The sequence below is a fragment of the Pseudomonas sp. B7(2017) genome, from assembly GCF_002112745.1.
GTDB classification, from domain to species: domain Bacteria; phylum Pseudomonadota; class Gammaproteobacteria; order Pseudomonadales; family Pseudomonadaceae; genus Aquipseudomonas; species Aquipseudomonas ekonensis.
Genome location: NZ_NEIP01000028.1, coordinates 1 through 12753, shown reverse-complemented (window position 1 = coordinate 12753; position 12753 = coordinate 1). Strand labels below are relative to the sequence as shown.

12 protein-coding genes are annotated in these 12753 nt (G+C 65.2%); 4 read left to right on the top strand and 8 right to left on the bottom strand.

Annotation, left to right across the window (positions count from 1 at the left end):
* Window positions 1–5: 5 nt before the first annotated feature.
* The 3 genes from CAG29_RS27395 to CAG29_RS27385 all read right to left on the bottom strand — a co-directional run bounded on the left by CAG29_RS27395 (window position 6) and on the right by CAG29_RS27385 (window position 3068).
* On the bottom strand, window positions 6–710 hold the full coding sequence (locus CAG29_RS27395) for a hypothetical protein (protein WP_085584910.1): 705 nt from the start codon (window positions 708–710) through the stop codon (window positions 6–8).
* Window positions 711–828: 118 nt separating this feature from the next.
* The gene (locus tag CAG29_RS27390; protein ID WP_085695429.1) at window positions 829–2355 is read right to left on the bottom strand and encodes a HAMP domain-containing sensor histidine kinase; all 1527 of its coding nucleotides are present in this window, start codon (window positions 2353–2355) and stop codon (window positions 829–831) included.
* Window positions 2352–3068 (bottom strand): response regulator transcription factor, encoded by a 717-nt coding sequence (locus CAG29_RS27385; RefSeq protein WP_085584914.1) that lies wholly within the window; start codon window positions 3066–3068, stop codon window positions 2352–2354. The genes CAG29_RS27390 and CAG29_RS27385 overlap by 4 nt, the downstream gene beginning before the upstream one ends.
* A gap of 151 nt (window positions 3069–3219) precedes the next feature.
* On the opposite strand from CAG29_RS27385, the gene msrB reads away from it, so the two are divergent.
* From msrB to msrA, 3 genes are read left to right on the top strand one after another with little or no spacing between them, the layout of a single operon-like run.
* On the top strand, window positions 3220–3738 hold the full coding sequence (gene msrB / locus CAG29_RS27380) for a peptide-methionine (R)-S-oxide reductase MsrB (protein WP_085695428.1): 519 nt from the start codon (window positions 3220–3222) through the stop codon (window positions 3736–3738).
* Between the two features lie 43 nt (window positions 3739–3781).
* The gene (locus CAG29_RS27375) at window positions 3782–5590 is read left to right on the top strand and encodes a cytochrome c biogenesis protein DipZ (RefSeq protein WP_085695427.1); all 1809 of its coding nucleotides are present in this window, start codon (window positions 3782–3784) and stop codon (window positions 5588–5590) included.
* 15 nt (window positions 5591–5605) lie between these two features.
* A complete protein-coding gene (msrA, locus tag CAG29_RS27370; protein ID WP_085634087.1) occupies window positions 5606–6310 on the top strand; it encodes a peptide-methionine (S)-S-oxide reductase MsrA in 705 nt (234 codons plus the stop codon).
* Window positions 6311–6324: 14 nt separating this feature from the next.
* Here the strand turns inward: msrA and CAG29_RS27365 are convergent, their stop codons facing one another.
* Entirely contained in the window at window positions 6325–7230 is a 906-nt protein-coding gene (locus CAG29_RS27365) for a LysR family transcriptional regulator (RefSeq protein ID WP_085584922.1), read from the bottom strand.
* Window positions 7231–7332: 102 nt separating this feature from the next.
* On the opposite strand from CAG29_RS27365, the gene CAG29_RS27360 reads away from it, so the two are divergent.
* Entirely contained in the window at window positions 7333–8505 is a 1173-nt protein-coding gene (locus CAG29_RS27360) for an aspartate aminotransferase family protein (RefSeq protein ID WP_085695426.1), read from the top strand.
* A gap of 19 nt (window positions 8506–8524) precedes the next feature.
* Here the strand turns inward: CAG29_RS27360 and CAG29_RS27355 are convergent, their stop codons facing one another.
* The 4 genes from CAG29_RS27355 to CAG29_RS27340 all read right to left on the bottom strand — a co-directional run bounded on the left by CAG29_RS27355 (window position 8525) and on the right by CAG29_RS27340 (window position 12256).
* Window positions 8525–9016 (bottom strand): adenylate kinase, encoded by a 492-nt coding sequence (locus CAG29_RS27355; RefSeq protein WP_085695425.1) that lies wholly within the window; start codon window positions 9014–9016, stop codon window positions 8525–8527.
* Between the two features lie 85 nt (window positions 9017–9101).
* Entirely contained in the window at window positions 9102–11015 is a 1914-nt protein-coding gene (locus CAG29_RS27350; protein ID WP_085695424.1) for an alkaline phosphatase D family protein, read from the bottom strand.
* Between the two features lie 71 nt (window positions 11016–11086).
* Window positions 11087–11800, bottom strand: a complete 714-nt coding sequence (locus CAG29_RS27345) for a hypothetical protein (RefSeq protein WP_085584929.1) — start codon at window positions 11798–11800, stop codon at window positions 11087–11089.
* 126 nt (window positions 11801–11926) lie between these two features.
* Window positions 11927–12256 (bottom strand): hypothetical protein, encoded by a 330-nt coding sequence (locus tag CAG29_RS27340; protein WP_085584931.1) that lies wholly within the window; start codon window positions 12254–12256, stop codon window positions 11927–11929.
* Window positions 12257–12753 lie beyond the last annotated feature (497 nt).

Sequence of the window (12753 nt, the reverse complement as noted above, 5' to 3'; positions counted from 1 at the left end):
GCGGTTTACTGCGCGGCGATGCTGTAGCCGTCGAACGCGGTCTGCTGCTGCAGGGCGGTGATGATGTTCTTGCGGTTGACCGCCTGCTCGGTGCCGGCGTTGTCGATGAAGGTCTCGCTCTCCAGCTCGGCCTCGTCGCCTTCGCCGGTGAAGGTGAAGCCGAGGAACTCCAGCGCCTCGCGGTCCATGCTCAGGCGCGAGCGCGGGGTGCGCATCGGCAGGGTCACGCTGACGCCGTCCTTGCTGATGCTGAACACTTCGGCGTCTTTCTTGGCCCGTGCGGCCTTGCCCTTGCCGCCGCTCGGATTGCTGATGGCCTGGTGGGTCTGGTTCAGGACCTTGAGGGCCAGGCCGTAGACGATTTCCTGGAACGCCGGATCGTCCTTGAAGCTGGACAGGATACGGCTGATCGGGAACTTGCTGCTCAAGTCTTCGAGGGCGGCGGTGTCGGCGGCTTCGGCGTCCTTCAGGCGCTTGAGCTGGCCCATCAGTTCATAGGCCTGGTCGTCATCGAAGCGGTCGTGGGCCTGACGGATAGCCGCGCGCAGCTCACGGATCTGCTCGCTTTCGCGGGTGGACTGGAACGCGTCCAGCACCATTTCGCTGATGGTCTTGGCCTGCGGAAGGTGTTGTGAAAGATTGATGGAGTTTTCGTATTCCGCTTTGGACGACAGAGTGACTACGGATTCAGCGGTGTTGAAATCGGACATTGAAATTTCACTACTTCTTTGACTGGGTGGAGGCGAGAAAGCACGGGGTCTTTTTCCGGGCGCCTAATTTAGGGGAGCGGCGCCGGGTTGTCACGGAGCAGGGTGCCGACGGCGCCGATTATTTGCCCGCTGCGTGCTGTGTCACCGAACGCAGCATCGATTGCTCGGCGCTCTGCGGATTGACCTGCAGGGCAAAGCGGAACGTCGCCCCGCGCCCCGGCGCATCGAGCAGGCGGATCTCGCTGCCGTGCAACTGCAGGATGCGGTGCACGATGCGCAGGCCCAGGCCGCCGTCCCGGCGTGCGCCGCCGATGTTGAACGGGCGCAGGAACAGGCCTTCGCGCAGTTCCGGCGCAATGCCGGGGCCGGTGTCGCTGACCGTGACCTCGACCTGCGCACCCTGCGGCGTGAGCGCAAGCTCGATGTCCCCGCCCGGCGGGGTGTGGCGCAAGGCATTGTCCACCAGGTTGGTCAGCACCCGCTCGATGAGGCCGAGGTCTGCGCAGACCGTCGGCAAGCCGGCGGTGAAGTCGGCCTTGAGGCTGACCTGGCGGGCCTCTGCGCCCAGCTCGAACTTCTGGAACACATCCTGCACCAGGTCGGTCAGCGAAAAGCGTTCCAGCACCGGTTGCACGAAGCCGTGCTCCAGGCGCACCAGTTCCAGCAGCGATTGCGCGAGGCCGCCGACCTTGCGGCTCTGGTCGAGGGCGATGCCCAGGTAGCGGCGGCGTTCCTGCGCCGATAGCGTGGCGTCCTTGAGCGACAGGGTTTCCAGGTAGCCGTGCAGGGAGGCCAGCGGCGTGCGCAGGTCATGGGAGATGTTCGCCACCAGCTCGCGGCGCTCCTGGTCCTGGCGGGTCAACGAGCGCCACTGTTCGCCGAGCCGGGCCTGCATCTGCCGGAAGGCGTTGTCGAGCACGGCGATCTCGTCGTGTCCGGCGGACTTGTCCACAACCGACGGGCCGTTGTCTTGCGACGCTGTGCGCGGCGCACCGTCGATGTCGAAGCGGCTGACGGTGTCGGTCAGCCGCCGCAACGGACGGGTGATCAGGTTGAACGCCACGAGACCGGCGACCAGGCACAGCAGCGCCACCAGCCCGATGGACAGCAGGGCGGTGTTCAGGGCGGCGCTGGTGGCGCCGCGTTCGGCGTAGCGGTCGTGCGCCTCGCTGAGCAGCACCACGTAGAGATAGCCGGACGGCTTGCCGTCGACCTGCAGCGGCGCGGCGCTGAACACCTTGCGGCCGTCGACGCTGCGCGGGTCGTCGCCGAGGATCGGCAGCGGCTGGTCGTCGAGCAGCCGCCGAACCGGGGCGAGGTCGACCGTCTGCCTGCGCAGCCGGCCTTCGGGGGCAGCGTTGCCGACGATCCGGCCGGCGTTGTCGAGCAGGTACACCTCGACGCTGGGGTTGACCAGCATCAGCTGGCTGAACAGCTCGCGCACGGCGCCGGGCATCAGGCCGTGGCTGTCCATCAGCACGGTGTCGCGGGCGATGTGCCGGGCCAGGTCGCGGGACAGCCCCTGTACCACTTCCAGTTCATGCATCTGGCTGGAGCGCACCTGCAGCCAGGCCGAAGTGCCGCAGCACACCAGCAGCAGGGCGGCGAACACCAGTGACAAGCGCTGCGTGAGGGTCAGTTTCATGGCAGGTCCGCGCTGGCGCTGAACTTGTAGCCGCGTCCCCACACCGTAAGGATGCGACGGGGGGCGGCGGGATCGGTCTCGATCTTCGACCGCAACCGGTTGATGTGGGTGTTGACCGTGTGCTCATAGCCTTCATGGCTGTAGCCCCAGACGGCGTTGAGCAGATCCATGCGCGAGAACACCTTGCCCGGCTGGCGGGCGAAGAAGTACAGCAGGTCGAACTCCCGCGGCGGCAGATCCAGCCGCTGGCCGTTGAGCAGCACCTCGCGGGTGATCGGGTCGATCTCCAGGCCGTCGAGCATCAGGCGCCCGGCGTCCATCTTCAGGTTGCGCGCCATGGCGTCGACCCGGCGCAGCAGGGCTTTGACCCGGGCCACCAGCTCCAGCATCGAGAACGGTTTGGCGAGGTAATCGTCGGCGCCCAGCTCCAGGCCGAGGATGCGGTGCACTTCGCTGGAGCGGGCGCTGGTGATGATGATCGGCGTATAGCGCGCCATGGCCCGGGCGCGGCGGCAGATTTCCAGGCCGTCGACGCCGGGCAGCATCAGGTCGAGGATGAGGGCGTCCCACTGTTCCCGCTGCAGCAGGCGCATGCCTTCGGCGCCGTCGGCGCTGTGCACCACCTCGAATTGCTCGTCCCGCAGATGCAGGCAGATGAGGTCGGCGATGTGCAGGTCGTCCTCGACCACCAGGACGCGTTTGGTCTGTTCCATGAAGCTCATTCCTTCGGCGCGATAGGCGCATTGTGCGGGTTTTCCTCCGGGCGAGTTATCACCAATCGTTTAACTTTCCGTGAGGATTCGGCGATCAACCCAAGCCTAGGCTGTGTTCGTCATCAAGCACTTGGAATCGACGGAGACAGCCATGCTTTCACGGCGACAGATACTGGCAGCGGGCGGCGGGCTGGGGGTTGCGGCCCTGTTGGCGGGTGTATTGCCAAAATTGTCGACCGGCGCGGCGCCGATCGGCGAAGCCCGGGCCGACGAAGCGTTCGACGTTGTCCACAGCGACAGCGAATGGCGCGCGCTGCTCAGCCCCGAGCAATACGACGTGCTGCGCCGCGAAGGCACGGAACGGGCCTACACCAGCCCGCTGAACGATGAGCACCGCTCCGGCGCGTTCGCCTGCGTCGGTTGCGCGCTGGCGCTGTTCTCGTCCGCGACCAAGTTCGACAGCCGCACCGGTTGGCCGAGTTTCTGGGCGCCGCTGGAGCACGCCGTGGCCACGCGCCAGGACCGTTCCTTCGGCATGAGCCGCGAGGAAGTCCACTGCCGGCGGTGCGGCGGGCACCTGGGGCACGTCTTCGACGACGGGCCGAAACCCACCGGCCTGCGCTACTGCATGAACGGCGTGGCCATGACCTTCAACCCCGCGGCGGCATGAACCGTGCCCCGCCCGCGTTTTTCACTGACTACAGGACGATGCCATGTGGCTCTTGGTTCTCGCATATCTGGGCGGCGTGCTGACGATCGTCAGCCCCTGCATCCTGCCGGTTCTGCCCTTTGTCTTCGCTCGCACCGGGCAGCCGTTTTTCAGAAGTGGCTTGCCGCTGTTGGCGGGGATGGCGCTGACCTTCGCCCTGGTCGCCACGCTGGCGGCGGTGGGCGGCGGTTGGGTGGTGCAAGTCAATCAGTACGGGCGCTGGCTCGCGTTGCTGTTCGTTGCACTGTTCGGGCTGACGCTGCTGCTGCCGCGTCTGGCCGAACGCCTGACCCGGCCGCTGGTGTCGGCCGGCAGTCGCCTGTCGGAAGCCGCCGGGCAGGACAGCCGGCCGCGTCCCGGCGCTTCGTTTCTGATCGGCGTCGCCACCGGGTTGCTCTGGGCGCCTTGCGCCGGGCCGATCCTGGGGCTGATCCTGACCGGCGCCGCGCTGCAAGGCGCAAACATCGCCACCACGCTGTTGCTGCTGGCCTACGCCGCCGGTGCCGCCACTTCGCTGGCCGCGGCCCTGCTGCTGGGCGGTAAGGTCTTTGCGCTGATGAAGCGCTCGATCGGCACCGGCGAGTGGATTCGGCGCGGGCTGGGGGCCGCCATGCTGGCCGGGGTGGCCGCCATCGCGTTGGGCCTCGACACCGGGATTCTGGCGCGGGTGTCCACCGCCTCCACGGGCGGTCTGGAACAGGCGTTGGTCGGCAAGCTGTCCGGACGCTCCGCCAGTGCGAGCGGCACGATGACCGCGCAGGTTCCGGCGTCGGACATCCCAGGAAGCGGCGCCATGATGGCGGCCGGCGGCGCAATGAAAATGGCGGCGAAGGCACCGGGCACCTTGCCGGTGGAGGGGCAGTTGCCGGCGCTGGACGGTGCGGTGCAATGGCTAAACTCGCCGCCGCTGGATGCCCAGGCCTTGAAGGGCAAGGTGGTGCTGGTGGATTTCTGGACCTACTCCTGCATCAACTGCCTGCGCACCCTGCCTTACGTAAAAGCATGGGCCGAGAAGTACCGCGACCAGGGGTTGGTGGTGATCGGCGTGCATGCGCCGGAGTTCGCCTTCGAGCGCGACGTGGGCAACGTCACCAAGGCCATGAAGGCGCTGGGCATCCAATACCCGGTGGCCATCGACAACGACTACCGGATCTGGCGGGCCTTCAACAACGAATACTGGCCGGCGCACTACTTTGCCGACGCCCAGGGGCGAATCCGTTACCACCATTTCGGCGAAGGGGACTACGCCGAGTCGGAAAAGGTCATTCAGCAATTGCTGCGCGAAGCCGGTTCGAAGACCGTGGCCGACGGCTTGATCGATGCCGATGCCCAGGGCGTGCAATTGGCGGCGGACATGAATCAGGTGCTGTCGCCGGAAACCTACATCGGCTACCAGCGCGCGGAACATTTCGTACCGGAAACCAGCCTCGTGCCCGACAAGATAGCGGCTTACAACACCCCGGCCATCCTGGCCTTGAACGACTGGAGCCTCGGCGGGCAATGGGCGGTCGGCGCCGAGCGCGCCACCGCCGACGCACCGGCTGGCCGCATCGTCTATCGCTTCCACGCCCGCGACCTGCACCTGGTGCTGGGCCCGGGCAAGGACGGCAAACCCGTGCGCTTCAAGGTGACCCTCGATGGCCAGGCGCCGGGCGATGCCCACGGTGTCGATGTCGCTCCGGACGGAACCGGCCAGGTGACCGAGCAGCGGTTGTATCAGTTGGTGCGCCAGGCCGACGGCGTGAAGGACCGCACCTTCAGCATCGAGTTCCTCGATCCGGGCGTGTCGGCCTACGCCTTTACCTTCGGTTGATCAGGAGTCCGCAACATGAAAACCCAAACGATCTGGCGCCGGCTGTTGCTCGGCGTCGCGACAGCCGCGGTGGTGGGGCAGTGCTCGGCATTCTCCTTCGGTGCCGAGCAAGGGGTGGTCATTCCGCCGCCGGCCCTCGATGAGAACACCCAGGCCCACAGCGAGACGGCGGTGTTCGCCGGCGGCTGCTTCTGGGGCGTCCAGGGCGTTTTCCAGCACGTCAAAGGGGTGCGGAACGCCGTGTCCGGCTATGCCGGCGGCGCGGCGGACACGGCAGAGTACGAGCGGGTCAGCGAGGGTGATACCGGCCATGCGGAATCGGTGCAGGTCACCTTCGACCCCACGCAGGTCAGCTACGGCAGCCTGTTGCAGATCTACTTCTCGGTGGCCCACAACCCCACCGAGCTCAACCGGCAGGGGCCGGACAGCGGCACGCAATACCGCTCTGCGCTGTTTCCGCTCAATGCCGAACAGCAACGGGTGGCCCAGGCCTACATCGCCCAGCTCGATGGGACGCATGCCTTCGGCAAACCGATCGTGACCCGGCTGGAAACCTACAACGGCTTCTACCCGGCGGAGGACTATCACCAGGACTTCCTGACGGAACACCCGAGCTATCCCTACATCGTGATCAACGACCTGCCGAAGGTGGCGCAGTTGAAGCAGTTGTTCGTCCAGCGCTATCAGGAGAAACCGGTGCTGGTCAAAGGCGGGTCGTGATTACAGGTCGCCGGTCAGCGCTTGCCCCACGTCTGCATCGCAAACTCGACGAAGCGCCGCAGCTTCGGCAGCCGGTAGCGATCCGGCGCATACAGCAGGTGCAACGGGCGGCTAGGCGGTTGGTAATCGGGGATCACCGTGATCAGTTTGCCGTCCCGCAAGTCCTGCTCGACCAGGGCATCGGGCAGCATCACGATGCCCATGCCGGTGCGGGCCGCCTGATGCAGCCCGGCAGAGGTGTTCATCAGCATCGGGCCGCTGACGTCGATCATGATTTCTCCGTCCGGCCCGCTCAGGCGCCAGCGCTTCTCCACCGATTGCCAGTCATCGCCGGCAGGGTAGGCGAACGACAGGCAATCGTGCTGCTGCAGGTCTTCGGGCGTATGCGGCATGCCGCGCCGGGCCACGTACTCGGGGGAGGCGCACACGGTCAGGGTGTAATCGATCAGTGGCCGGGCGATCAGGTTCGATTGCTCGAAATGGCCAAGCCGGAACGCCACATCGAGGCCGCTTTCCAGCAGGTCCGGACGGCGGTTGGTCAGCACCACATCCAGTTTGACCTGCGGGCACTGCAGGGAAAACTCGCTCAATGCCGGGGCCAGGCGCTCGACGCCGAAGGTCAGCGGTGCGGTGATGCGCAAGAGGCCGCGTGGCTCGTCCACCGTCTGTTCGGCGAGGCGTTCGGAGTCCTTGACGAGCCCCAGCACCTCAAGGCACCGCTGGTAGTAGAGCGAGCCGAACTCGGTCAGCCGCTGGCGGCGGGTGGTGCGTTGCAGCAGTTGCACGCCGAGCCGCTGCTCCAACGCCCGCAGGTGATTGCCGACCATGGTCGTGGACATTTCGCATTGCAGGGCTGCCGCGGTCATGCTGCCGGCTTCCACGACTTTGACGTAGACGCTCATCGACTGGAACAGATCCATTATCAAGCCCTGCTTCTAAATGATTGAAGTGTTGCCGAGTTTATCCAGCTCTGGTGGCTAACCATACTGCAAACACACCGACCTTCACTGGAGTTTGAAGTCATGACCGCCGCCCTGATGAACACCTACCAACCGCTGGCCCTGAGTTTCATCAAGGGACTGGGCACACGACTGTGGGATCAGGCCGGTCGCGAATACCTGGACGCGGTGGCCGGTGTGGCGGTGACCAACGTCGGCCACTCGCACCCGCGCATCGTTTCGGCGATCAGCGAACAGGCCGGATTGCTGCTGCACACCTCCAACCTGTACAGCATCGACTGGCAGCAACGGCTGGCGCAGAAACTGACGCAGCTGTCCGGCATGGAGCGAGCGTTCTTCAACAATTCCGGGGCCGAGGCCAACGAAACCGCGCTGAAGCTGGCGCGGCTCTACGGCTGGCGCAAAGGCATCGAGCAGCCGTTGGTGGTGGTAATGGCCAACGCTTTCCACGGCCGCACGCTGGGCACCTTGTCGGCCAGCGACGGTCCGGCGGTGCGCCTCGGTTTCAATGACCTGCCGGGGGATTTCATCAAGGTGCCGTTCGGCGACCTGGCTGCGTTGGATCAGGTGCAACGCCAGCACGGCGCACGGATCGTGGCCGTCCTGATGGAGCCGATCCAGGGCGAAAGCGGTGTGCAGACCGCGCCGCCCGGTTATCTCAAGGCCCTGCGCGAGCAGTGCGACCGTCATGCCTGGCTGTTGATGCTCGACGAGATCCAGACCGGCATCGGCCGCACCGGCCGCTGGTTCGCGTTCCAGCACGAAGGCATCGTTCCGGATGTCATGACGCTGGCCAAAGGCCTGGGCAACGGCGTGCCCATCGGCGCCTGTCTGGCGCGGGGGCGGGCGGCCGACCTGTTCACCCCGGGCAGCCACGGCAGCACCTTCGGCGGCAACCCGCTGGCGTGCCGGGTCGCCTGCACGGTGCTCGACATCATCGAAGAACAAGGGCTGCTGGAAAACGCCAGGGTACAGGGCGAACGCCTGTTGACCCGCCTGCGCTCAGAGCTGGCGGACAACCCCAACGTGTTGGCGGTTCGCGGGCAGGGGCTGATGATCGGCATCGAACTCAAGCAGCCGATCCGCGACCTGACGCTGATTGCGGCACGGGATCACGGATTGCTGATCAACGTCACCCGCGGCAAGACCATCCGGCTGCTGCCGCCGCTGACGCTCGATGAGCGGGAGGTTGGGATGATTGTCAGAGGGGTGGGGCGGGTGATCGCCTCGATGTGAAGCTGGGGCGGGCAGTGTGTCATGCACTGCCCGCAAACCGGATGATTTCACCGCGCTCCCAGAGCACCACCTTCTCCCCCGCAAACCCCTCAAACAACTGCCGGTGCGCGGCCCATCCGTCCGTGCCTTCCCGGTCTCGGTAGCCGACGGCCCACGCCAGCATCGCGGCCAGGCGCGGATCGTCCGGGGGCGAGCCGCGTTCCCGTTGGCGGATGTTGGCCACGCATTCCGCGTCGGCGATGCGCAGCCAGATCAGCGCCGTCGCGCGGTCGAGCAATTTACTGACGAACACCTCGTACACGCCTTCGATCACCCAGCGTTCCTGGCTGGCGGCGAGTCGGGCCATGCCCATCGCTTCGCCGCGGGGGCGGGGGATGCTGTGTTCGTCGGACAGCCAGTGGATAAGGTCGAGCTCGATCCACGGCGCGTCCAGGTGCGCGGCCAGGCGTCGGGCCAGCCAGCTCTTGCCGGCGCCCGAGTTGCCGATGATGAGGGTGCGTGTGAGGTTCATGGGCATGCTTCGGCCCTGCGGCGTCCGTGCTGGCGCCATCGCCAGCAGGCTGGCTCCTGCAGTGAGCGTCTGCGGTGCCGTGGTTCTAATCAGGATAGTCCGACAGGTCGGGCGCCAGCATCCGAGTCTTGGCTGCGCCGTTGGCGTTGTGCTGGATAATGTCCTGTGGCTGTCCGGCTTTGTTGAAGAACACCTGGCCGATCCCCGCCGAGTTCCACAGGCGCTCGCCCGCTTCGGCGTGTTCGGGGACGTAGGGCACGATGCGCATGCGGCGGCGCTTGGTCAGCCAGTTCAGTGGCGAGCGCGGCGAGTAGAGCCAGCGGTTGAGGCGGTCGAACCATTCCAGCAGGGCGGGCGGGAATTCGTTCTTGATGCCGCTGCTGGTGATCTGCCAGATCCGCGGGCCGGCCTTGCGGTGTCGGATGAGCACTTCGTAGACGAAGGAATAATGCACATCGCCTGACAGCACCACGTAACTGCCGGGCGTGCGCGAGTGTCGGAAAATGTTCAGGATCACCTGGGCCGCGCCGCGATGGGCCATCCAGTTTTCCGCGTCCACCAGCAAGGGGTAGCCGCACCAGCTGAATACCCGCTGCACGGTCTCGATCAGTTTCACGCCGAACACCGGCGCCGGCGACACGATGATCGCCGACGGGTGATCGAGCAGTTCCTGCTGCAGTTCGCACAGGGCTTCCCAGTCCAGCAGGCCCGAGGGTTGCTTGAGCGAGCGTTCGCTGCGCCAGCGGCGGGTGCGGGTGTCGAGCACCACCAGCGCCGGGGTGCTCGGCAGCACGTAGTGCCAGCGCTGGAAACGCAGCAGGTCGTCGATCAGCGCATCCTGCGCCGGGCTGTCGAGGTGACGGCCATCGCCGTCGGTGCCCAGGCGGCGGGCCTTCTCCAGCGGATCCTTGAAGGCGTCCGGATTGTTGCCCCAGCCCTGGCACAGCAGGTAGGCGATCAGCGCATTGCCGATGATGCGCTTGGAGAACGGATGGCCGTAGGCCGTTTCCTCCCATTGCGCAGACAGGTTCCAGTCGTCGGTGATGTCGTGGTCGTCGAAGATCATCAGGCTCGGCAAGTGCGCCAGCGCCCGTGCCACGTTGCCCAGGCCGGCCTTGAAGCCGTCGATGCGCACCTGTTCGAGGGCGTAGCGCTTGAGCCGGTCCGGCGTCAGTGCCGGCGGCTGCGGATCGATCAGCGTCCACGGCACCGGCGACCACACCAGCAGGTACATCGCCATGACTTCGGCGAACGTCACCAGATGGTTGTCGGCGTTGCTGCTGGTGAAGATCGGTTTGCGCGCTCCGCCGAAGAAGCGCTCGCGCAATGTCTCGTTGCTCTCGAGCGCCGGCAGCAGATCCGCGCGGTGGTAGTAGCTGGCCGGATGTTCGTAGAGCCGGGCGCTGTCGCTGACCACGGCGCCTTCGAGGTGCTCGCCGAACAGGCCCAGGCGTTCGATCAAGGCATGGATCGCGCGCAGCATCGGCCCGGCGACGTCATCGGCGTAGATCTGGTCGCCGGTCATCATCAGCAGGGCCGGGCGTTGCGCAGGGTCGGTTTCGGCCGCCAGCAGTCGGTCGACGCATAGCAGGCCGTCGGCGGCCTTGTGGTGAGGCTTGCGGCAGGAGCCGTGGAGCAACTGGTCGATGCGCGAGCGCAGGACGAAGTCCGGCGAATCGGCGTTGCCGTAGAGCAGGTGAGGCGCCCACTCGGCGATCGGCTGCAGGCCATCGATCAGCAGGTCATAAGCGATGCGGGTGTCGCAGGGCAGCGGGGCCTGCAGGGCGACGTCGATCAGGTGGATAAACGCCCGGGCGCCGACGGGCACGACGGTGCACGCCGTCCCGTCGAGCGGGATGTCGCCCACGCCATCAAGGTGCAAGGTCAGCGACAGCGGCCGGGTGCCCACCAGCCACATCACCAGCCGAGAGGGCTCCAGCCGCCGCAGCAGCGGGCCGGCCAACACAGGGGGCAGCGGGGTCAACTCATCGAGGGGCATCGTGGATCGGGCTCTGGGCGCACAGGCCGGCGATCATAGCGCAGCCGGCGCCCGACACCCTTAAACCAGGCTTAAGATTTGACCTTCTGCAGCTTCAGGTTCAGCAGGCGCCAATCGGCGTACCCGGACTCTTTGCCGGCCACTTGCTGCAGCGAGCAGTCATAGCGGTAGCTGACATCGTCGCCGAGCATGTTGCGGGCGGTGACGGTATTGCTGATGGTGTAGGTCTGATCCTTGTACCGCGTGCTCTGGGTCGAGGACGGATTGGCGATCACCGCCGAGGCAGGAAAGCGCATGGCGTTCATGATGAAGGGCGCGCACATCACCGAGGCCAGCAGGGACTTGTCGGCGTTCGGGTCTTTGCCGATCCGTTTGCGCAGCGCGGCGAATTCCTTGCCGGCGGTGTCCTGCACCTTCTTCTCGGACACCGCTGCCGTCAGACGTTTACTGAAATTGGGCAGGAGCGCGGACTCGGGCGGCGAAGGCTCGTTCTGCGGTTCGCCGGCGACATAGGCCGGAAGGTCGTCGGCCTCCGGGAGCAGTGCGACGTCGGAGACCGACTCGGCCTCTTGCTCCACCACTTCCTCCGGTGCTGCCCTTTCGGCGCGGTGCGGCGACGGGAACAGCGAAAAGGTGATCGACAGCATCACCAGGCCCACGATGAAACCGCCCGCCGCACCCACCAGGTTGCTATAGAACAGGTTCCAGCCGCCGCGGTTCTTCACCACCCAGCGCCACATGAAACCCCAGGCCGCCAAAAACACGAGTAAACGCAGAAACTCCATTCGATCCTTTCCTTGAATTGCCTATCGCCCCACATCGGTGTCTGCCGGGCAGGGTGCTGAAGATGGGTGGCAAGATATCAGAACGACAGAGTCTCGCCACGCAGACATTCACCGAAGAGGCAGGCGTCAGAGCACGTCTTTCAGATAGCCCTTGATCGCCAGCACGGGCGCGTGCAACTGCTCAAGCGAATCGGCTCGGCCGATGCCCGCCGACAGCCTGTGCAGTTCGCGCCCCAACGGCTTCTCCGCACCGCCCAGGGCGTCCAGCGCCAGGTCCAGGCACTCGTGCAGCTTCACCCGGATGGCGTCCACGTCATTGCGGCGCACCAGCAGTTCGAATACGTCCCTCTGGTAATCGCCCATCACCAGATCGTCCCGCAGGATCGGGCTCAGGCCTTCTTCCTCATAGGCCAGCTTGAGGGAGAACAGGGCGACGGTTTCCAGTGACGTTTCCATGGTGAGGATCCTTACGCCGCGTGCCGCGGGGGAGGGGGGGCGGCCGCCAAAAGTAGAAAAGGTCCTGCAAAACAAGACCTTTTCTACTTTTGGTGCCCGAGAGGGGCTCGAAAATACCTGCTGCTATAGGCGACTGTCGACACAGGCTGTGTAAAAGGGAAAAGAATTTCTAAACGGGGGTTGACGGCCAATTTCAATGCTGTACTATTCGCCTCCCGCTAACGAGCAGCTCGAAGCTGATCTTAGTTAAGCAGTTGATTTTGTTGATGAAATTAAAGCTTTTAAGGGTGTTGCAAAAAGAGGTGAAGCATGTAGAATGCGCGCCTCGGTCGAGACGAAAGGATTGACCAATCGCTCTTTAACAACTGAATCAAGCAATTCGTGTGGGTGCTTGTGGAGTCAGACTGACAGTCAAAAAGATTATCAGCATCACAAGTTACTCCGCGAGAAATCAAAGATGTAACCAACGATTGCTGAGCCAAGTTTAGGGTTTTCAC

Bases quoted from the DNA above. Each gene is read 5' to 3' on its own strand.
- msrB (WP_085695428.1), top strand. From the start codon at position 3,220: ATGCTTTCACGGCGACAGATACTGGCAGCGGGCGGCGGGCTGGGGGTT.
- CAG29_RS27345 (WP_085584929.1), bottom strand. From the start codon at position 11,800: ATGGAGTTTCTGCGTTTACTCGTGTTTTTGGCGGCCTGGGGTTTCATG.
- CAG29_RS27365 (WP_085584922.1), bottom strand. From the start codon at position 7,230: ATGGATCTGTTCCAGTCGATGAGCGTCTACGTCAAAGTCGTGGAAGCC.
- CAG29_RS27355 (WP_085695425.1), bottom strand. From the start codon at position 9,016: ATGAACCTCACACGCACCCTCATCATCGGCAACTCGGGCGCCGGCAAG.
- CAG29_RS27390 (WP_085695429.1), bottom strand. From the start codon at position 2,355: ATGAAACTGACCCTCACGCAGCGCTTGTCACTGGTGTTCGCCGCCCTG.
- CAG29_RS27395 (WP_085584910.1), bottom strand. From the start codon at position 710: ATGTCCGATTTCAACACCGCTGAATCCGTAGTCACTCTGTCGTCCAAA.
- CAG29_RS27340 (WP_085584931.1), bottom strand. From the start codon at position 12,256: ATGGAAACGTCACTGGAAACCGTCGCCCTGTTCTCCCTCAAGCTGGCC.
- CAG29_RS27350 (WP_085695424.1), bottom strand. From the start codon at position 11,015: ATGCCCCTCGATGAGTTGACCCCGCTGCCCCCTGTGTTGGCCGGCCCG.
- CAG29_RS27360 (WP_085695426.1), top strand. From the start codon at position 7,333: ATGACCGCCGCCCTGATGAACACCTACCAACCGCTGGCCCTGAGTTTC.
- CAG29_RS27375 (WP_085695427.1), top strand. From the start codon at position 3,782: ATGTGGCTCTTGGTTCTCGCATATCTGGGCGGCGTGCTGACGATCGTC.
- CAG29_RS27385 (WP_085584914.1), bottom strand. From the start codon at position 3,068: ATGGAACAGACCAAACGCGTCCTGGTGGTCGAGGACGACCTGCACATC.
- msrA (WP_085634087.1), top strand. From the start codon at position 5,606: ATGAAAACCCAAACGATCTGGCGCCGGCTGTTGCTCGGCGTCGCGACA.